This is a genomic window from Asanoa siamensis (genome assembly GCF_016862555.1).
GTDB classification, from domain to species: domain Bacteria; phylum Actinomycetota; class Actinomycetes; order Mycobacteriales; family Micromonosporaceae; genus Asanoa; species Asanoa siamensis.
In genome coordinates this window covers 1-18,592 of sequence record NZ_BONE01000008.1, presented here as the reverse complement: position 1 = coordinate 18,592, position 18,592 = coordinate 1, and the positions used below count along the sequence as shown (strand labels likewise).

Sequence of the window (18,592 nt, the reverse complement as noted above, 5' to 3'; positions counted from 1 at the left end):
CGATGGACGAATCCTCCTGGGATTTCGCCGAAGCAGTCTGCCGCGAGGCGGAGCGCGACGTCGACGCGATCGCGGCGCGCGTCGTCGCCCACATCCGCCGGGAGCTTCCGGAATACTCCGTCGTCCCGGAGCCCGAGCAGGTCGAGATGGTGACCGGCGAGTTTCGCGGCCTGCTCGCGGGTCTGGCCGGGCGCCGGCCACCGGCGGCCTCCGAGGCGGCCCACGGGCGCCTGCTCGGCCGGCGCCGCGCCGAGCAGGGCATCCCGGTCGAGACGGCGCTGGGCGCCTACCACGTCGGCTACCAGCTCATCTGGGACGAGTTGCTGTCGCGCGCGGCGGCCCACGGCGCCGGCCAGGAACGCCGGCTGCTGCCGGTCATCGACCTGATGTGGGGCTGGCTACGGGCGATCACCGGCGCGGTCGCCGACGGCTACGCCACCGCGGCCGCGGATCGCGAGGAGGTCCGGGCGGAGTTGGCCCGGGCACTGGTCACCGGCCTCGTCGCCGGGTCCGACCCCGAAGCCGCGCGGTCCGCGGCGCGCGGGCTCGGCTTCGACCCCGACGGCACCTTCCAGGCCTTCCGCGGCCGGGCGCGGGACTGGCCCGCGGAGCGGTTGCGGGACCTGCGGCGCGCGCTGACCCGCGGCACGAGCTGCGTCGTGACGGTCGGTCCGACGGTGATCGTGCTGGCGCAGGGCATTCCGGCGGCAACGGTCCTCGCCGCGCTGGAGACGCGCGGCATCACCGGTTCCGGCCTGTCCCGCGAAGGGCTGGCGGGTGCGGCCGACAGCCTCGCCGACGCGGACCGGGCGCTGGCGCTGGCCGAGAGCCGGGGCACCAGCGTGCGGTTCGAGGCGGACTGGCTGCTGGCCACGCTGCTGCCGCAGGCGCACCGCCTCCGGCCGTTGATCGACCCCGGGCCGGCGGCACCGCAGCCGCATCTCGGCGAGGCGGTGGCCGCGTACGCCGCGCACGCCCTCTCGATCGCGGCCAGCGCCGACGCGCTGCACGTGCACCCGAACACCGTGAAGTACCGGCTGTCCCGCTGGCGGGAGATCACGGGCTGGGACCCGCACACCGTCGACGGCCTGGTGCGCTCGCTACTCAGCCTCGCGGCGGCGGGCCGCCACCCGTAAGCACGTCCCGGGCGTACGCCCGCGGGCCGGGCGTGAACTGGTGTCGCTGCGCCGCCGGTACCAGGATGACCACCACCGCGTTCGGCATCACCTGCCTCGCCGGCCGCGCGATCAGGCTCAGCGCGGTGGCCTCTGGCGGCGGGAGCGGCGGACGCGGCGATCGTCGAGCCACAGGGCGAGTTGGACGCGGCGCCGGTAGGCCACGATGCCGACACCCAGCAGCACGAGGAGGATCGTCCAGAACCAGAAGCGCGGGCCGATCCCCTCCGGCGGCGTCGCGGCACGGGTGCGGCCGCTGCGGATCACCGTGTCGGCGACGTCGATCGCGACGACGTCGGCGGGGGCCGTGAGCAACGTCGTCGGTGCGGTGGCGCCCCGGTCGAGCGCCAGCACCTCGACCGTGCCGACGTTGCCGTACGCGAGTCGTTGGTCCATCGTGAGCGGCACGTCGAACGCAGCCGGTGCCGTGGGGGAGGGCACGTAGGCGACCACCCGCGCGGACCCGTCCGCCGACCAGCCCAGCAGCCGGATGGCGGTCACGTCCGCGACAGCCGGCGTGTCCAGCGCACCGAGATCCCGACCCGTGTGCGCGTCGACCCGCCGGAGACTCCAACCGCTGCCGTCGCGCCGGGCGATCGTCAGCGTCCCGTCCGCGTTCCAGGCGCCCTTTCCGGCCAGTTCCGTGTCGGGCGCGAGGGCGAACGCCGACTGCTGCCGTCCGTCCAGGCCCGCGACCGTGACCGTCCGTCCTGTCTGGTAGGCGAGCCGGTCGGGTGCGAAAGCCACCGGCGAGCCCAGGCCGGCGGCGTGGTCGGCCTCGGCCAGCCGCACCCGCCCCGACCCGTCGAGCCGGACGAGGCTCAACACCATCCGGTACGCGCTGCCTTCCGCGTTGGCCGGCACCGTTTCCCGGACCACCACGGCCCGACCGTCCGGCGACCAGGCCGCGGCTTCGGACGACACGACGTCGGAGACGCCGGTGTCGACAGCGCGGCTGCGCCCCGTCATCAGGTCCACCACGCGCGCGGACGAGCCGGTTCCGACGGCTATCCGGCGTCCGTCGGGGGACAACACCGTGTCCTCGCCGGGTTGCGCCTCGTTCCGGCCCTTGATGATCCGGTACCGGTCGTCGGTCGCGCCGACGATGGTGATGATGCTGCCCTCGTCGCCCCACATCAGGCCGGGAGCCTGGCCCGCGAAGACCACCGATGCCGGACCGAGCGGCGGCCAGTCGGTGGAGTGCAGGTTGCCGCGGGGCGGCACACCGACGCGGTCCGGCAGGGCGGCCCCGGCATCGGCGCCGACGGCGGGTTCCGTGGCGGGCCGCGCCACCAGTGGCACTGCCACCCCGGCGCCGGCCAGCGCGACCAGGACCAGGGCCGTCGCCAGCGCGGAACGCCGCCGCGACCGGCGGGCGGTGGCGAGCGACCTCTCGTAGACCGGGTACGCCGGGACGTCGGTCGCCGCGTCGTGCAGCGACTCGCGGAGTCGGGCGGTCATCGCGGGCTCCTCTCCGCCGCGCGGTCGACGAGGTCCGGGGCGATCGCCCGCAACCGGCGTATCGCGTCGTGGCCGTGCCGCTTCACCGTAGTCAATGAGCGAAAAAAGGCAGGCATCGATTGATGCCCGGTCCGGCTCCCGAAACCGTTACGTCCCAAGCCATCCCGCGTGGTGTGACCGCAGCCGTTGCACCGCTGACCCGGCCAGCCAGGCCAACGGCTACCGGTCCGGCGTCGGTGGTGAGCACAGGTCGGCCCCGGTTCCGCTGGGTCTGACGACGGCTCAGTGGCTACCGACTCGGGACGGGACGGCTTGGCTAACGGAGGCGTGTGCTCCGTGGCGGTGTGAGCCCTATCTGCATGTGCAGGTGGGTGACTCGCACCTGTCCATGCCCGCCGACGCCGCCGAGCGGGTGCTCGATGCCCTGGTGACGCTGCTCAGGTCGGCCTCACCTCAGGTGGAGGTGAACGGATGAGGACCCGAACCGACAAGATGCTGTTGGTCCTTACGGCCGTCTGCGTCGCTGGTCTTGCCATCGTGGCGGGCGCGATCAGTTTCGCGCACATGCGCGAGTTGGCCGCCGATCATGGCCAGACCGGTTGGAAGTCGTACGCGTTCCCGATCAGCGTGGACGGGTTGGAAATCGTGGCCAGTCTCTTCCTGGTCGCGCAGCGTCGTGCTGGGCGGCCGACAGGTTGGGTTCCGTGGGTGGCGTTGATCATCGGCACTGCGGCGAGCCTGGCCGCGAACGTCGCGGTGGGTGGCGCGGATCCGATCGGCAAAGCGCTTGCTGGGTGGCCGGCGTTGTCCATGCTCGTCTCCGTCAAGTTGCTGTTCGCCATGTTTGATGCGCAGGACAGCCATCGGGCGGTCGCCCGGGACGATCAGCGGACGGTCCCAACAGTCCCGGACGTCGCCCAAAGCGTTCGGACGGCCGACCCGGACGGCGTAGCAGAGATCGAGACCGTCCCCTGCCACCAGGTGGAAACCCGGCCCTCGTTCGAGACCGGCCCGGCTGACGTGGTCGGCCGCGCGGCGGAAGGCATCGATGGCCACAACAAGCCGGCTTCGCCGTCGAGCGTAGGCACCGTCGCGCACCTCATACCGGCGGCGAGAACCGCCCGCACCCGGTTGGCCCGCGAGGGGCGCTCACTGTCCCGAGACAACCTCGCGGACGCCCTGCGTGACAGTGGTCACGGCGTGTCCAACGAACGCGCATCCCTCCTGGTCAAGATCCTCAAGGCCGAGCGGGACACGACCACGATCGGGCCATTGTCCACACCAACTCATCCGGCGGACCCCGACAAAACTGAGAACGCTGCTTGAACCGCAGTGGCGGTAACGTTAGCGGAACGCGCCATTGCCGATCGGGTGACGGAACCACATTTCGTCTGGACCTTGGGAGCGAAGCGATGCCGCGACGGACTGTCGTTGTTGATCAGGGCTTCGGACGGCGGCTTAAGGAACTGCGGGAACAGTCTGGTATGTCGTTGCGGCGTCTTGGGCAGAAGATCCATTGCTCGCACGGCTACCTTTGGGATCTCGAATCCGGGACCAAACGTCCGAGCGTGTCGGTGGCGGCCCTGCTCGACGCCGCGCTCGGCGCAGGTGGACAGCTGTCAGCCTTGGTGTACGCCGTGTCAGCCGACAGCCAGGAACGGCCCGTCAGGGTTGAACGCGGCGCCCATGCGGCACCGGCGGGGCTAGAGTTCGCGCCGGACTGGCGGCACGGAATCGATGTCGCCGCGGAGCTGTGGCGGGGAGACATGCAACGGCGCGACGTACTTCGGACCGCGGGTTTCAGCGCGGCGGCGTTTCTGCCTCCCGCTATGCGGTGGCTGATCTCGCCGCTGGATGAACGACCTGCCGGTCACGGAGAAAAGCTGATCGGTTCACCGGATGTGGAGACGGTGCGCCGCATCACCGCGACGTACCGAACGTTGGATAACCAGTTCGGCGGCGGTCACATCCGAGAAAGCGTAGTTCGTTTTCTCCATGGCGACGTCGCGGAACTGGCCAGGGGCCGATTCGATCCGGTAACCGGTCGTGCGCTTTTCTCGGCTGTCGCGGAGGCGACGCAGCTTGCCGCGTGGGCCTCATACGATTCTGGTCTGCACGGCCTGGCTCAGCGTTACATGGTCCAGGCGTTGCGGTTCGCGGCGAGCGCCGGTGACCGGGCGTTGGGTGCGGAGATTCTGGCGGCGATGAGTCATCAGGCGGCGTACATGCGCGCCTCCGGCGAGGCCGTAGATCTTGCCCGTGCGGCCGGGCGTGCCGCTACCGAGGCGGGGGTAGCCGCGATCCAGGCGGAGGCGGCCGTGCTCGAGGCGCAGGGGCACGCGGCGGGCGCCGACGAGGCGGCGTGCGCGTCGGCTCTCGACAGAGCCGAGAGAATTTTTGATACGGCTGATCGGGCTAGCGATCCCCAGTGGATCGGGTATTTCGACGAGGCGTATCTCGCGGCGAAGTTCGGCCACTGCTTCACCGCCCTCGGCCGAGGTGACGTTGCCCAGCGGTTCGCCAAACGGTCACTCGACATGGATGGACGCCAGTACGCGCGGGGTCGCCAGTTCAACCTTGCGCTCCTCGCGGTCGCGCACGCGCAAACCGGAGACGTCGAGGAAGCGGCCCACGTGGGAACTCAGGCGGTTGAGGCCGCTGAAGGACTCGACTCCTCGCGGGCGCGTGACTACCTGATCGATCTGGCAAGTCGGCTCGGCAAGCATGCCGGCCTTCCCGCAGTACGCGATTTCGCCGAACGGGCCAGGCCCGTCCTTCGGACGGTCTAGAGCTTCCCAGAGGCCCTGAGTAGCAGCACAGCGAGTAGACCCGATACGGAGCCCGCGCCAACAATGGTCCCGTTGGTCAGGTGCTGCTGAATCTCAGTCAACGGAATCCAGCCGACGCGCTCGGCCTCGTTGATGTCCGGCGCCGCACCCGTGGGGTCAGCGCCACGGGCGAGATAGACCACGTTTTCCTGGTCGATCGTCCCCACCATCGGTTGAAACGTCACGAGCTTTTCCATGGTTCGCGGGCGCCATCCGGTCTCTTCCTCGACTTCCCGCGCCGCGCAGGTCAGGGGATCCTCCGCCTGGTCGACGTAGCCGCCGGGCAGCTCCCAGACCCACCGCTTCATGATGAAGCGGTGCCGCCACACCATCAGCACCCGCTCGTCGTCATCCAGAACGACGACCATCGCGGCGCCGGGCACCCGAAGCACGTATTGCTCGAAACGAACTCCATCGGGTAGCTCCACGTCGGCAATGCTCAATACCGCCCGCCGGGTGTCGTCGACAATTCGCTCCCCGTGGATAGTCCATTCACTTGCGCGCTTGGGTTCGGCCGTCATGCCTGGACGGTAGCCGCTCGTACACCGACCTGTACTCCGCCGGCGTGTGTCGGCTGACAGCGGCTGACGCCTGTCGACTTAAGTTCAACGGTCCGCGACCGCCACGCTACTGACCGAAAGGCATTGCGACCAGCAAGTTCCCGACCGGCCCACGGCGCGCACGCCATGGGGCCAGCACAGAACTCCCCGCCGTTGCGTGACACGTGGCTCCGTTGCGGCGGGTGAATCGGGTCGGGCGTGCCGCGTGATGCACCGGGGAGGAGCACCTCGCCGGGTATGCGCGGCGCGCCCGACCCAACGTGAACGTGAGGGCGGTGAGATGGCGACGTATTCGGGCGGTCAGCAGATTGAACGGGCGCAGGCAGTGCTGGATCGCCACGCGGTGTCCAGCGGCGACGGGCTGTGCGTGGAATGCAAGGTCCTCGGACCATGCACGAACCACGAAGCGGCGGCCCGGGTGTTTGAGCGGTGCGCCCGGTTACCGCGCCGCCGACCTGGCCTGACCCGCCCGGAGTTGGTGGGCGCACGGCTGGTTCACGCGGGCACGTCGTTGCTAGGCGGCGTGGCGTGAGATCAGCCGCGGCAACGCTTCCCCGCTCGGGCGAGGTTCTGGTGTTGAGTCGCGCCGCGAGTGTCCAGTTTGCTGGGTCGAACGCGATCCTTGCCAGGGTGATCCGCCACCATGACTGGCCGACTTACGACGGCTGGTGCTGGATCGACGTCTATGAGATCACGCCCGCAGGCGACGCGGTCGAGCGTCGCTGCGTGTTCGTACAGGTCGCTGGCTTGCGCGTGGTGGCAGACCCGCGTGACCGGGGACGGCGCCGATGACCGGCACGTCTGGTGCATCGAAACCGGAGCATGTCTCAGCGCGGCCCAGCTGGCTGTGTGCGGTCGACGGCGACGACTGGCCGTGCCCTCGGGCACGGACAGAACTGGCGCAGCGGTTCGACGGCGACGAGGCCGCACTCGCGGTGTACCTGGTCGGTCAACTGTTCGTGGCGTCAAGTGACTTGTACGGAACGGCGAAGGGGCAACCGCGGTTACTGGCGTGCCGCTTCCTGTTCTGGGCCGGCGGTCCGACCGTGACCGAGCGGATCTTGAACCCACCCACGGCAGCCGTGACGTTCCAGGCCGTCGGTACCACGAATTCCCCACGCCTTGAGACCCGAGGAGGAGCAGATAATGCCGTATCGCACGGGCATTCCCAGCAGCTTGGACGCACGTGACGACTCTTCTCACTGGGCGGTGCGGGAGGAGCCGACGGCGGTGTTCGTCCGTAACGCCCGCGTGCAGCTCGGGCCGGAGCTCAGGTTCACCCGCGATGACTGGGCGGACCTGCTACGGACGATCGCGGCCGGCGACCTACCCCGCTACGTCCAGGAACTCGGCGACGGCCACGCCATCAAGATCGCCCCAGGCGGTCGGGAAGCGGACGCGTTGTTCTTCTGGGCCGACGAGATGCGCGCGTTCGCCCGCGATGTTCGCCGGGGTGTCTACGGCCCCGTCCGGGGCCCGGATCCAGCAGCGGCGACGAGGGCGGAGGCGCAGCGGCGTCCGACGCAGTAGACGGCCACCCGCAGTGCATCCAGCTCGCTTTACTCCGGTTGCTGGGACTCCCACCGATGCAGCGGGCGGAGCTGATGCCGGATGGTCCAGCGTGCGAGTCGCCGCGATGGAAGTAGCTCAGACCCACATCGACGACGACGGGTTCTGTCTCGGATGTGGGCTCGAACGGCGGATGGTGTGGTTTCCCTGCGAGCAAGCCAGGTGGGCGCTCGCAGTTCTCGATCGGTATGACAACCGCGGCACGAGCGGAACCCCCGAGGAGGTCAGATGACAGCATCGCCAGCAAAGCGGACCCTGGCCTGGATGCCAGCGACGGGTCCGCCTGACCGCGCCATCAGCAACCGCCGAGACGACCCTGCTCCTGGCCTCAGCGAATGGCTGGAAACCGCGGGGTCGTCCGTGGCGCGGTTCGACCCAGACTCCGACGGACCACAGGCCTGTTTCGCGACCGGAGATGTCCGGACGGATGGGCTCAAGGCGTTCGGGCTCTTCGTCGCGGTAGAAGGAGTGACCGGCGTCGGCAAGACGACCCTCGCCAGAAAGCTCACTCGAGCGCTGCACGGAACCCCTGGTCCTGGATCCTTTCGACGCCAACCCGTTCCTCGAACCGCTCCTGCGAAGCGAGCGTCCCGATAACGCGTCTGCGTTACGGGTCGAGCTGACATTCGTCGCGCTCCGGATCGCCCAACTACGCGAGATCGGTCAGGCCCTGTCCAGCGGACGGAACGTCATCGCTGACTGGGCGCTGATCAAACAGGCGATCTTCGCCGCAACGACGCTGCCCCAGATCGACGTTGCCCGGATCTCAGAGACCGTTCAGGTGTGGGCTCGGGGCGTGCCGCAGCCGGACGTGCTGATCGGGATGTCCGCGGACCCGGCCACCATATGCCAGCGAGTACGGGGACGCGGCCGACCCATGGAAGCGACCTTCAGCCAAACCGAAGCCGCCGCGCTTTCCCACTCCTTCGAAGCCGCGTACGACGCCTGGGACCGGCGCCTGATCCGCCTGGACGCATCGACGTTCGACGCGTTCCTCGACAGTCACGTCAACGAGCTCGCCGCCCAGTTGCGGCAGCCTCATCAACTTTGGAGGTCCGATGACCACCCCCGCCAACACCGCAACGGACCACACCCTTCGGCGCACCCTCCAGCCCAGCGGAGGGCCGTTGTGTAGACGCCTCCTGATCTGTGGGCCTGGGCAGGTCGAGATTATCGAGCAGCGGCTGCCGCGCTTGGGTGACAGCGACGTCTTCGCCGAGACGATGATCTCCGGCATCAGCCACGGAACCGAGATGGCCTGGTTGGGCGGCGCCGCTGCCGCCCTGCACCGCACCTGGGATGCCGATCACCGCTACTACACCGACGGACAGGGCCGGGACTATCCGGTCGCGCCCGGGTACGAGTCGATTGCCCGCGTCGCCCAGATTGGCCGCGCTGTCACACACGTCGAGGTAGGTGACCTGGTCGCTGTCGACGCCCCGCACGCCACGGGCCACCTACTCACCGAGACCGCGGCCACTGCTGGACTGCTGCCCGCCGACACCGATCCGGAACGAGCCGTGTTCCACATCCTCACCCGCGTCGCCCTCGCCGGCGTCCATGACGCGGCCCTACGAGTCGGCGAGACGGTGGTCGTGATGGGGCTCGGCACGGTGGGCCTGCTCGCCGCGCAACACGCCCGCCACGCCGGCGCCCGCGTGATCGGCGTCGACCGCTACCCGCTGCGCGTCCAAGCCGCCCAAGCGCTCGGTGTCCACGGCCTCCATGCCGACACCATCGACGTGGCCGCCGAGGTCCATGACCTGACCGACGGAGCCGGCGCCGATGCCGCGATCGAAGCGTCCGGCTCCTACGGCGGACTCCACGAAGCGATCCGCTGCCTGCGTGTCGCCGGCCGCGTCGCGACGGTCGCCTCCTACCACGGCGACCAGAGCGGCCTGCGGCTCGGCGAGGAGTACCACCGCAACCGCATCACGCTGATCTCCTCAATGACGATCAACGGGTGTCCGCAACGGGCTCACCCGCAGTGGACCCTCGACCGACTCAACCGCACCGCCTGGCACCTCATCGCCGACGGAACGATCCGCACCGACGGCCTGATCACCCACCGCATCCCGTTCGACCAGGCGGCGGACGCGTACACGCTGATCAGCGACACGCCCCAAGACACGATCAAGGTGGTGTTGACCTATGACCATTAGCGACACCTTCGACGCGGTCCACCCCGTCAACGACCGTTACACCCCGCCACAGACCGGCGAGCTCGACCAGATCGCCGCAGTCTTCACCGACGGGCGCCTCTCCGGCGGCGCTCCCGTCCTCGCCGAATACGAGCGGGCACTGGCGGACTGGTTCGGCGTCCGGCGAGCCGTAGCGGTCAACTCAGGCAGCTCCGCAATCCACGCTGCGTTCGTCGCCCTGGACGTCAGACCCGGTGACGAGGTCCTCGTCCCCGCGACCGCCCCGATTCCCACCGCTCTGCCGATCCTGACGTGTGGCGCGATCCCCGTCATCGTCGACACCGGACCCGGCAGCCTTGCCCTCCATGCAGCCGACCTGAAAGCGAAGATCACGGCGCGGACCAAGGCCGCGATAAGCCTCCCGCTGTGGGGATATCCGGTCGACGATGCCGACGCCGCGACCGTTCTCGCCGAAGCCGGCGTACCGCTGATCGAAGACGCCTGCCAGGCCCACGGCACCCGCATCCGCGGTCAGTACGCCGGAACCCGTTACCGCGCCGGTTGCTTCTCCACCCATGACCGCAAGCTGCTCTCCACCGGCGAAGGCGGCTTCGTACTCACCGACGATCTAGAGCTTGCCGACCGCATCGACCACTACACCCACCTCGGCCACCTCAAAGGAACACAGCACGGCGTCAACTACAAACTCGCCGCACCGCTGGCCGCGATCGGACTCACTCGGCTACGCGAACTCCACACCCAACTACAGCAACGCCGCGACAACGCCCACCAGATCCTCGCCGGCCTACCACGCGACGGCAGCATCCTGGCCGAACTCCCGTACGCCAAAGGCGACGAGCCCAACTACTACAACCTCGTCCTGACCACTAGGCCCGACAAAGCAGAAGCTACGGCGACCGCCTTCGCTGCGGCCGGGTTGCCGCCCGACTCCAGTCGGTACCGCTACAAGCCGCTCTACCACCAGCCGATCTTCGCCCAATACGCCACACCATGCCCGAACGCCGAACAGCTCACCGCGACGACCATCCAACTACCCGTTCACCCAGGTATGACCCCATCCGCCCTAAGATGGGTCACCGACCGCACCCACGCGCTCGCCGAAGGACAACCCTGATGACCAACGTCCGGCACAACACCGCCTCCGCCATCGTCTTCGACGAGCCCCACCAGAACGTCCTACTCATCCACCACAACAAAGTCGGACTCTGGCTCTACCCCGGCGGACACATCGACCCCAACGAAGACCCCGCCCAAGCCGCCCTCCGCGAAGTCCACGAAGAAACCGGCATCCACGCACACGTCATCGGCATACCCGCCTTCGTTCACGCCGCGGTGGACAGCCACCCGTCACCCTGGGCCATCATCGAAATGACCGTCACCGACTCCAAAGTTGGCGAACACCGCCACATCGACCACGTCTACATCTGCCGCGCCCCAGCCGACGCCGGCCTCCCCACAGCCCAACTCGACGAAGTCGCCGGCGCCCACTGGGTCCCACTCGACGGCATCGTCAGCCTGCCCACGCCTGCGGAACTACCCGAACTCATCGCCGAAGCCGCACGCTGGGCCAAGGCCCACTAGCTCGGACGACGCCAGCAAACCGATGTCAGTGAGGTTGCGCGGCTTTAACAAGCCGGTCGCGGGCCGCGGTCGATACGGCTCGCGGGCGTGGTTCTGACAGCCCGAACTGGCCCACCTGGACGGCCTCACCTGACTCCACCTATGGGCTGCGAGCACCGTCTTCGGCAGTCTTTGGCTAGCGTTCTACGCCCGACGTCAGCCGCGTGCCGCGCACTGGACGCTGACGAGAGTGCGACTGGTCGTCATCGCGCATTTTCCGCCCAGCCGGGAGAACACCTTCGGATGAGTAGGCCACCGGTCCGACACCCGTCAATCGACTACGCGAAGGCGTAGCGGTGAGCGCTGACGCCGGTGCGCCAAGCGGGCTCCTGCCGAGATCAGCGACTCGTCTCTTGCCGAGCGCTCTCCGGGCTCATGAACGTCGCAATGTCGGAACTCGGCGTGCACGGCTCTGCCAGCCGCCGCGCCCGCTCTTCGTCGCTCAAGTGCGGCAGCAAAGGCGGCTCGTAGTTGGGATCAACCCACTCGCAGTGTTTGCATACGCCACCCACCACCCGGTACGAGCCACACTCTTCGCAACGCCCAGTGGCCCGACTCGTTCGCAGCCGTGCGGCCGTGAACATCCCTAGCAGGTGCTCAACCGTCTTTAGCCCGATCTCGGCATCCATCCGCACAGCATTCTTCGCATGGGTCAGCCAGTTCACGTACGTCCAGGTCTCGACGGCTATCGCCTTCAAATACGACCGCAGCTTGGCTGAGGAGTCGCCGCCAGCCAACGCGTTCGCTATCAGGTCGGTCCAACCCTTGAAGTCCGCGTTCTTCGGACGTTCCACGCCCGTCGGCACCAACTCGTCGCTCATCGTCTCTCCGATGAACGACACCAGACACTCGCGTAGCCGAACGCCGACCGCCTGGAAGTTCTCGGCCTCGTCGCCGCTGTCGTATGCCTCGAACGCCTGCTCCCACCGCCGCCACGAGCCAGGCAGCAGGTCCGCCTGTGTCGGCGCGACGAGCACATCCCGCTCCTGGAGATACGACATACGTAAAGCCAGTCCGACATGGAAGGTCAGCGCCACGTCACGGCTTCTGAAGTCCGTCTGATCGTATAGGTTGGTCGGGTTCGTAAGCACCCACCAGCGGCTCGTCGCGCAATGCACATCCCAGATGGCATGCCGCACAGGGCCGATCAGCTCGGAGGCAGCCTTCTCGAGGTGGAGGACATCCTCGTGGGCCTGAGCCTCTACATAGGCGCGGATCTCGTCCTTCTCACGCTGGGTGGATCGCATAGAGACCTTCCAATTTAGGCGCCGGCTGCAAGCCGCTGGCCGTTCAGCGGCGTAGCGCTCACCACACGATGCTCGGGCCATAGTTCCGGGCTGTGCTATTGGATTCTTTGGTGAACTCGTTGCTCGGAGCGTCTCGGCGTCACTTCTGGCCCCGGGGGGACACGCCATGCTTTAACCCGACCACTAATTCGATCGTGAGTGGTTACCGCAGCACCTCCTAGAACCTGGTACTGGCGCCGGGGGCACCCTATCGAGGGATCCAATGAACTCGGATGACGAGTTCGAGACGCCAGGCCACACTACACATCATGGGTGATCTGCTCAGCGCACTTCCCGGCGAGTGCTCGGATGACACCGCATGGATCGAGTACTACGACGGCGACCGCGGCCTAGCGGGAGGGTGGCCAAGGCAGGGGACGCCATCCTCGTGGCTTGGCAGCTAGGTCCTCACCCGAACGACAGGGTACTCCTGCCTTTGATCTACAACTACCGCCATGGCATCGAACTCGCCCTAAGCAGGCCATCCGCCAAGCGGCGGCATGCGTTTGCTTCGGCGGGAACGGCGAACCCGAACCGTGGGCCAAAAGTCTTGAAACTCATCTGAAGCGGAAGCAGGGCCACAGGCTCGCGCCGTTGGCTACCCAGCTCCAGGTTCTCCTCACGAGGCTGAATCTCGGCGGCCTCGGGGACGTGACGATGAAGGTGCTTTCGCTTTATCCACCAGATTGACCCGGCTAGAGAAGCCTTCCGCTACTCGGGCCAGTTGAACTCGACAGCCTATGCGGTCGATGTGAGCCGGCTCGCGGTGACGTTCCGTGAGGCGTTCGACATAATTAACGGTGGCGTGTTGACCATGCTGGACGTACATCAGGACTTCCTTTACGGGAGCTGGGAGGAGGACAGAATGTAGAGTTGTTCGAGTCCGGGCGACAGAAGCTGGGTAAGGCGGCCGGTGCATTCATTGGGGCGTGTATTTGGATGCGTCCGTCTGCTAACCATGGCGCCCTTTTCAGGCGCAACCTGATGCACACGGAGATGTATGTGACTCTCGCCGAGCTCGCGGAAAAACCCGACGACGACCCAATGGATCCGCGGATTCCGTACCAGTTCGATTCGGCGCACCCGGCCGTGGGGGGTCGACTCCTCGACGAGGCGTGTACGGGAGCCCAAAACTACACGGACGTCGCGCTCGCGCTGGCCCAGGCCGAGATCCCTGACGGTGTGCCGGCGGGTGAGGCCTTGCGGCGGGAACTGCTGCTGGCGTTCACCTATCAGTTGCGATTGGACCTCGACGGCCGGGACGGCTGCCAGCTCGTAGCGCTTGGCGGATGGCTCCCGCCGGTGCGGGAGGTCACCGACCAGGTGGTTCGGTTGTGGCGGGGGACTGCCACCGCCGTTGCCGCCCCTGCGGCGGTGGCACGGCTTGAAGACCTGCTCTTCTGCCGCCGCGACGGCAATGGCCGAGCTCGGGTAAGCCGGTCTGCTGGGGCCTACCTGTCTCTGGCTCAGGGCGGCGTCATCAGCATGGACGTGATCGATGCAGTGGTGCGGGCTTGGACGCTGGCGCGGTCTGTCGGCAACCACGACCTGGAAGCGCAGGCGCGGGCACAGATGGCCGCAATCCTCGAGGAGGTCATGGATCGCCGTCCCGGCGAAAGCCCAGGTGTCGTAGTGCCGCTCCTTGGTGCGCTCGCCGCCGGCCCCAAGACGGCGGCGCGGGACAATGCAGCTGATCCACACGACGTTGACGAACTACTCGTTCGTGCTGCCGCAGTGTTCGTCGGGAACCACGCCACGGCGATCGCCGGATTTCGGCGACGGCGGACGGCCGACACCGCCACGCTGGAACTGATCGCCCGCGACGAAGTGACCGGGCACCAACGCCACGCCGAGCAGGCGACCCAACCGGCGGTCAGGATGATCCGGCTCCGCGAGGCCGCCCAGGTGGCCCGGGCTCGGAGCCTTCCCGACCTGCAGCGCGACATCGTCTCAGCAATGCAACGCATCGCTCCGTCCGAGCTTGGACTGAAGACCTTCGAGGCGTCATCACCGTTGCCGCCGCACGTGATCGAGGGGTTTCTGTGCGAGTACACCCGCTCAGCGGACTGGCGCGACGCCCTCGACGAATTCCTCGCCGACGACCCACCCACTGGGCCGATCGGTCAGCTGCGACAGCTCGGTCGCCAAACCCACCAGGGACTGAGCCGAATCCTCCCGCCGATGATCTTCGCCAACGGCCTGCCCAGGGCCACAGCCGGTGACCCGGAGGCGCAAGACCGGTTCGGCATGAGCCTGTTCGCTCAGGTCCGTGCCGAGAACATCGGCCGGCTGATGGCAGAGGGGCTCCGTCGGATAGCAGACCGGTACGGCACTCCCGGCCAGGACGACCTGGTCGACTACTTCCTCAGCCGCGGTGGCCGCGACGTCAACCTGCTGCGCAGCCTGGCCAAGGGCTTCCGCCACTACTGGCGCGGCGATACCGAGTCCTGCATCTACCTGGTGACGCCTCGGCTGGAAACCGCCGCCCGCAACCTCCTCCTCGAACTCGACGAGGGCATCTACCGGGTCGAGGCGGCCAAGGATCCCGGCGGATATCCGGGCCTATACGTGCTGCTCGACAAACTGGAGCAAATCGCGCTCGACGAGTCCTGGGCGTACTTTTTGCGGTGGCTACTGCTCGGACCTTTCGGGGCCAACCTGCGCAACAACATGGCCCACGGCCTGCCCCTGAAAACAACGCCTGAGTACGCCGCGTTGACCCTGCGCGCGGTAGCTGTACTGGCGCTGGTCAGCTCTCCAGTCGGACCGGACGGTGTCGGGATCGGCGACCGGGAGCGCTCCGATCTGGTTAAGATACTGGCCACGCCCCCGCCTGTGTCCGGACCCATCGACGGTCTGTTGGCCGCTGGAGGCCGAATATTGGAGCGGGCATGGTGGCGCGTCCGGACCGCCCGCGCGCGCCTCGCCCGGGAGCGGGACGGAAGGCGGGAGCGCTGCGGCGAGCCACCCGCCCCGCGGTGAACGGCGGCGAGGGCGAGCTAGCCGCCTGGAGGCTGCGTACTGCACGCCATCAACTCGTTGAGGTCCACCGGCCGACGGTGAACACTCCTTCTGCCATCGTGGGCATGGCCGAAGGCACCGGGTGCCCTTTGTCCGCCCGGGTCTACAGGCTTACGTTCCCGAGCAGGTAGGTCGCCCGGTCGTTGTCGATCGTTTCTACGGAGGCGGTTAGGGCGGTGTTGGGGTCCCGTTTGTCGCGGCCGGACTTGGGGTCGCGGTCATCGTCGGGCTCGGCGGGCTTGGCGAGGAACTTGTACAAGTCGTGGGACATGAGGTCGCTCCTGTGGATGGAGGGCTTGGCACCGACTTCGACGGGTTGCTTGAGGCCGCAACGAACGGCCAGATCACTGCGTACAACAATGCGGACGCAACGGCAAGTGACACGCCATCGCGCAACACCGTAATACGGGTCCGGATGGTCTCCTCACCTTGCCCCACAGCGCGTGCGTAGCCGAGGGCCGCCTCACGCAACGCTGGAATGGGGCCCGTCGCGAGCTGTCGGGTGTCCACGCGCCCGAATACAGCTTGGGACGTTAACAGTGACGCGGCGCCGCCGATGGTGAGGACGGCCAAGACGACGCTCGTCGTCCATACGAGCGTCACAAAGGGTCCATGGGTGAAGACTCGATGCGCGCTGGCGGAGAGGACTGCCACCTCCGCGAGACCGATCGTCAACATCGTCGCGGCACGGGAACGGTTCTTCTCCAGGTCAGCCAGTTGACGGTCGACTTGGCGACGTCCCTCCTCGACGACAACCTTCAGATCGTCGGGCGGTAGCCGTTCGATGTCACCGGTGAACTGCTCCGGTTTGCCGAACGTCGGCACTTCGATGCCCGGACGGATCAACGCGAACACGTACCACAGATAGACGCGAGGCTCGGCGAACCTCCCCCGGATGACCCGCACCTAGCTTCCCGCCAACCAGCCCGCGAGCGCACGAGCGATCGGCGTCGTCACACGATCAGGTAGGAACAACCACTGGCCGCCAGGATTCAGGTCGAGGAAGAGCGGGCCGTCGTTATCGACCACCCAGTCCTGGCTACTGAATCCCACATGAAGCGCGGCAGCCAGCTGGAGTGCCCCGCTCTCAACCTCTGGCCAGCACGCGGAGGCGGTGAAGGCGTGGTGGGCGGGTGCGTGTTCCCGCCAGTCGAGTGGTAGCCCGGTGGCGTCCAGCTCGGTCACCCACGCGTGGTCCTGCACCGTCACCACACGCAGATGCTTGTGCGCGTGGACGACCTGCTGGGCAATGAACGGCGCGTCGAGCAGCTCCACCTCGGCTACGTCAGCGGCATGAACAGCGTGGACGTGCACGACTTGCTGATGCCCTTCGTCCTCGAAGTTCCCGGGACCAAACGGCTTCAACACGAACGGTTCTCCCAGTCCGTCTGCGAGATCCGATGCGGACCCGCTGACCATGGTGGATGGAACGCGCACCCCTTCCTGCAACGCGGCTCGGTACTGCACCAGCTTGTTCTCGGCGGCGTAAAGGGCATCGACCGAGGTGACCCATGACAGGCCGGGATCTCGGAGCAGTGTGGCTAGCAGAGACAACCGCGACGACAGCACTGCGGCAGCGTGTCCGCCGAGCGCCACTCCGCGATCCCAGCCCGCCGGCGCAAGCCGGCGAAGCCATCCGCGGCCGGGACAGCCAGACTCAAGTTTGAGCACCTCCCCGGCTGCATCGATCAGTGCCGTCTGCCGCAGATCAAGCCACCGCAGGACTTCATGCTGCCGGCTGGCGTCGATGACCACAGTGCCGCGAGTCGGCAAGAGGTCAGCGATGACCCGAACGTGGGGGTCGAAAGGACTCCCGACGATGACTACGGGGCGAGCACTCAAGTTTGTCACCGATTCCAGCAACCAGCCCGAACGATCTTCATCAGCGGGACCAACTCCGACCTTCAAGCCGTTCATGAGTTCATGGACATAACTATGGCATTTGAATGCACTGGCCTGAATCACGGGGCGCGGCCAGCTACAGCGCGTAGTGTAACGACCCCCGGGTTGATCCATTCGGTGATCATGTTGTCGTTGGTGTGGATGCGCGGCAGCCGCAACGGTCCGGTCGACGTCGTCTAAAGGCCGGGGGCTTCCTGGTCAGAAGGCGAGTCCGGACGAGGGGCCATTCCCCGGACGCCGCTGAGCGCCGCAGACCGCGTGCTGGAGGCCGACCTCAACGGCAACTGGTCGCCGGCATCGCCGCCGCGCGAGGGCGAACCCTAGACATTGGACGACCAACATTGAGGCGGGAAGGATCGTGCTCGTCATTGCGTATCGCGACGGCTCCGATGCGCCGTCGAACGCAAGGGCTCACCCGGTGAGATGCCTGGTGAGCCTTTGCCGTTTCACGGGATAGCGTCGGAAAGCTCAAGCCATTGCTCAGCTACCTCGACCGGTTGCACGTCGATTCCCGCGAAATCGCCGCAGGACAGCCACCGCTTGAGGTCGTCCAACTCCGCCACACCGCCCACCGACTTGACGCCTTGGCCGTCCGGACCGCCAACTCGGAAACCGTGCCTGGTCGAGCAGCGTCCGTCTGGCCAAGGTCGGGTGATCTACGAAAACGAACGACCTGGACCAGCAGACACGGTCTGGCTGCGACTGGTGTGCGGCGGGTCCGGGTAGTTCGCGGCCAACCAGAGTCGCAAAGGGACAAGGGGCATGTAGGCGTGGCCGACGTGGGCACTCCTGGGTCGCATGGGGCCGCGGTGCTCCCCTGGCCCACCTACGCGGACGGAGCGGTGAAGATGATCAACTCCGCCCTCTTGAACCTTCGAGTGAGTTCGGACGCGAGTTATCCACATGTTGGGCAGCCTGTGGCTAACGCGAACGCCCGCACTTGGAGTTGTTCGCTATCTGAGGACCTCTTGAAATGCCTTGCGGGGATCCGGTCGATCTTGCGTTCCT

At 67.4% G+C, this 18,592-nt stretch carries 14 protein-coding genes; 9 read left to right on the top strand and 5 right to left on the bottom strand.

Features of this window, described 5'->3' with window-relative positions; genetic code table 11:
* Nucleotides 1–2: 2 nt before the first annotated feature.
* Nucleotides 3–1,136, top strand: a complete 1,134-nt coding sequence (locus Asi02nite_RS07080; protein ID WP_203711350.1) for a helix-turn-helix domain-containing protein — start codon at nucleotides 3–5, stop codon at nucleotides 1,134–1,136.
* Nucleotides 1,137–1,253: 117 nt separating this feature from the next.
* On the opposite strand, the gene Asi02nite_RS07075 is transcribed toward Asi02nite_RS07080, so the two are convergent.
* Nucleotides 1,254–2,636: a hypothetical protein gene (locus tag Asi02nite_RS07075; RefSeq protein ID WP_203711349.1), complete on the bottom strand. Its 1,383-nt coding sequence runs from the start codon at nucleotides 2,634–2,636 to the stop codon at nucleotides 1,254–1,256.
* A 471-nt stretch (nucleotides 2,637–3,107) separates the two neighbouring features.
* Here Asi02nite_RS07075 and Asi02nite_RS07070 point away from each other — a divergent pair, with 471 nt between their 5' ends.
* On the top strand, nucleotides 3,108–3,962 hold the full coding sequence (locus tag Asi02nite_RS07070) for a DUF2637 domain-containing protein (protein ID WP_239126543.1): 855 nt from the start codon (nucleotides 3,108–3,110) through the stop codon (nucleotides 3,960–3,962).
* A gap of 86 nt (nucleotides 3,963–4,048) precedes the next feature.
* A complete protein-coding gene (locus Asi02nite_RS07065; RefSeq protein ID WP_203711348.1) occupies nucleotides 4,049–5,425 on the top strand; it encodes a helix-turn-helix domain-containing protein in 1,377 nt (458 codons plus the stop codon).
* Here the strand turns inward: Asi02nite_RS07065 and Asi02nite_RS07060 are convergent.
* Complete coding sequence (locus Asi02nite_RS07060) at nucleotides 5,422–5,985, bottom strand: NUDIX hydrolase (protein ID WP_203711347.1); 564 nt, start codon at nucleotides 5,983–5,985, stop codon at nucleotides 5,422–5,424. The genes Asi02nite_RS07065 and Asi02nite_RS07060 overlap by 4 nt on opposite strands.
* 567 nt (nucleotides 5,986–6,552) lie before the next feature.
* Between Asi02nite_RS07060 and Asi02nite_RS07055 the strand changes: the two genes are divergently transcribed.
* The 5 genes from Asi02nite_RS07055 to Asi02nite_RS07030 all read left to right on the top strand — a co-directional run bounded on the left by Asi02nite_RS07055 (nucleotide 6,553) and on the right by Asi02nite_RS07030 (nucleotide 11,336).
* Nucleotides 6,553–6,816: a hypothetical protein gene (locus Asi02nite_RS07055; protein ID WP_203711346.1), complete on the top strand. Its 264-nt coding sequence runs from the start codon at nucleotides 6,553–6,555 to the stop codon at nucleotides 6,814–6,816.
* Nucleotides 6,817–7,254: 438 nt separating this feature from the next.
* Nucleotides 7,255–7,554: a hypothetical protein gene (locus Asi02nite_RS07050; RefSeq protein WP_203711345.1), complete on the top strand. Its 300-nt coding sequence runs from the start codon at nucleotides 7,255–7,257 to the stop codon at nucleotides 7,552–7,554.
* Between the two features lie 1,166 nt (nucleotides 7,555–8,720).
* Entirely contained in the window at nucleotides 8,721–9,755 is a 1,035-nt protein-coding gene (locus Asi02nite_RS07040; protein ID WP_239126542.1) for a zinc-dependent alcohol dehydrogenase, read from the top strand.
* The gene (locus Asi02nite_RS07035) at nucleotides 9,745–10,869 is read left to right on the top strand and encodes a DegT/DnrJ/EryC1/StrS family aminotransferase (RefSeq protein ID WP_203711344.1); all 1,125 of its coding nucleotides are present in this window, start codon (nucleotides 9,745–9,747) and stop codon (nucleotides 10,867–10,869) included. The genes Asi02nite_RS07040 and Asi02nite_RS07035 overlap by 11 nt, the downstream gene beginning before the upstream one ends.
* The gene (locus tag Asi02nite_RS07030) at nucleotides 10,869–11,336 is read left to right on the top strand and encodes an NUDIX hydrolase (RefSeq protein WP_203711343.1); all 468 of its coding nucleotides are present in this window, start codon (nucleotides 10,869–10,871) and stop codon (nucleotides 11,334–11,336) included. The genes Asi02nite_RS07035 and Asi02nite_RS07030 overlap by 1 nt, the downstream gene beginning before the upstream one ends.
* Nucleotides 11,337–11,713: 377 nt before the next feature.
* Here the strand turns inward: Asi02nite_RS07030 and Asi02nite_RS07025 are convergent, their stop codons facing one another.
* Nucleotides 11,714–12,622, bottom strand: a complete 909-nt coding sequence (locus Asi02nite_RS07025) for a hypothetical protein (protein ID WP_203711342.1) — start codon at nucleotides 12,620–12,622, stop codon at nucleotides 11,714–11,716.
* 1,041 nt (nucleotides 12,623–13,663) lie between these two features.
* Here Asi02nite_RS07025 and Asi02nite_RS07020 point away from each other — a divergent pair.
* Nucleotides 13,664–15,643 carry a DUF4209 domain-containing protein gene (locus Asi02nite_RS07020; RefSeq protein WP_203711341.1) on the top strand — a complete coding sequence of 660 codons (1,980 nt, stop codon included), beginning with the start codon at nucleotides 13,664–13,666 and terminating at the stop codon, nucleotides 15,641–15,643.
* 142 nt (nucleotides 15,644–15,785) lie between these two features.
* On the opposite strand, the gene Asi02nite_RS07015 is transcribed toward Asi02nite_RS07020, so the two are convergent.
* Nucleotides 15,786–15,953 carry a hypothetical protein gene (locus Asi02nite_RS07015; protein WP_203711340.1) on the bottom strand — a complete coding sequence of 56 codons (168 nt, stop codon included), beginning with the start codon at nucleotides 15,951–15,953 and terminating at the stop codon, nucleotides 15,786–15,788.
* A 635-nt stretch (nucleotides 15,954–16,588) separates the two neighbouring features.
* Nucleotides 16,589–17,599 (bottom strand): ATP-grasp domain-containing protein, encoded by a 1,011-nt coding sequence (locus Asi02nite_RS07010; protein ID WP_203711339.1) that lies wholly within the window; start codon nucleotides 17,597–17,599, stop codon nucleotides 16,589–16,591.
* Nucleotides 17,600–18,592 lie beyond the last annotated feature (993 nt).

Excerpts from the sequence above, each read along its gene's own strand:
- Asi02nite_RS07080 (WP_203711350.1), top strand. The coding sequence starts at position 3 with ATGGACGAATCCTCCTGGGATTTCGCCGAAGCAGTCTGCCGCGAGGCG.
- Asi02nite_RS07075 (WP_203711349.1), bottom strand. The coding sequence starts at position 2,636 with ATGACCGCCCGACTCCGCGAGTCGCTGCACGACGCGGCGACCGACGTC.
- Asi02nite_RS07070 (WP_239126543.1), top strand. The coding sequence starts at position 3,108 with ATGAGGACCCGAACCGACAAGATGCTGTTGGTCCTTACGGCCGTCTGC.
- Asi02nite_RS07065 (WP_203711348.1), top strand. The coding sequence starts at position 4,049 with ATGCCGCGACGGACTGTCGTTGTTGATCAGGGCTTCGGACGGCGGCTT.
- Asi02nite_RS07060 (WP_203711347.1), bottom strand. The coding sequence starts at position 5,985 with ATGACGGCCGAACCCAAGCGCGCAAGTGAATGGACTATCCACGGGGAG.
- Asi02nite_RS07035 (WP_203711344.1), top strand. The coding sequence starts at position 9,745 with ATGACCATTAGCGACACCTTCGACGCGGTCCACCCCGTCAACGACCGT.
- Asi02nite_RS07030 (WP_203711343.1), top strand. The coding sequence starts at position 10,869 with ATGACCAACGTCCGGCACAACACCGCCTCCGCCATCGTCTTCGACGAG.
- Asi02nite_RS07025 (WP_203711342.1), bottom strand. The coding sequence starts at position 12,622 with ATGCGATCCACCCAGCGTGAGAAGGACGAGATCCGCGCCTATGTAGAG.
- Asi02nite_RS07015 (WP_203711340.1), bottom strand. The coding sequence starts at position 15,953 with ATGTCCCACGACTTGTACAAGTTCCTCGCCAAGCCCGCCGAGCCCGAC.
- Asi02nite_RS07010 (WP_203711339.1), bottom strand. The coding sequence starts at position 17,599 with ATGAACGGCTTGAAGGTCGGAGTTGGTCCCGCTGATGAAGATCGTTCG.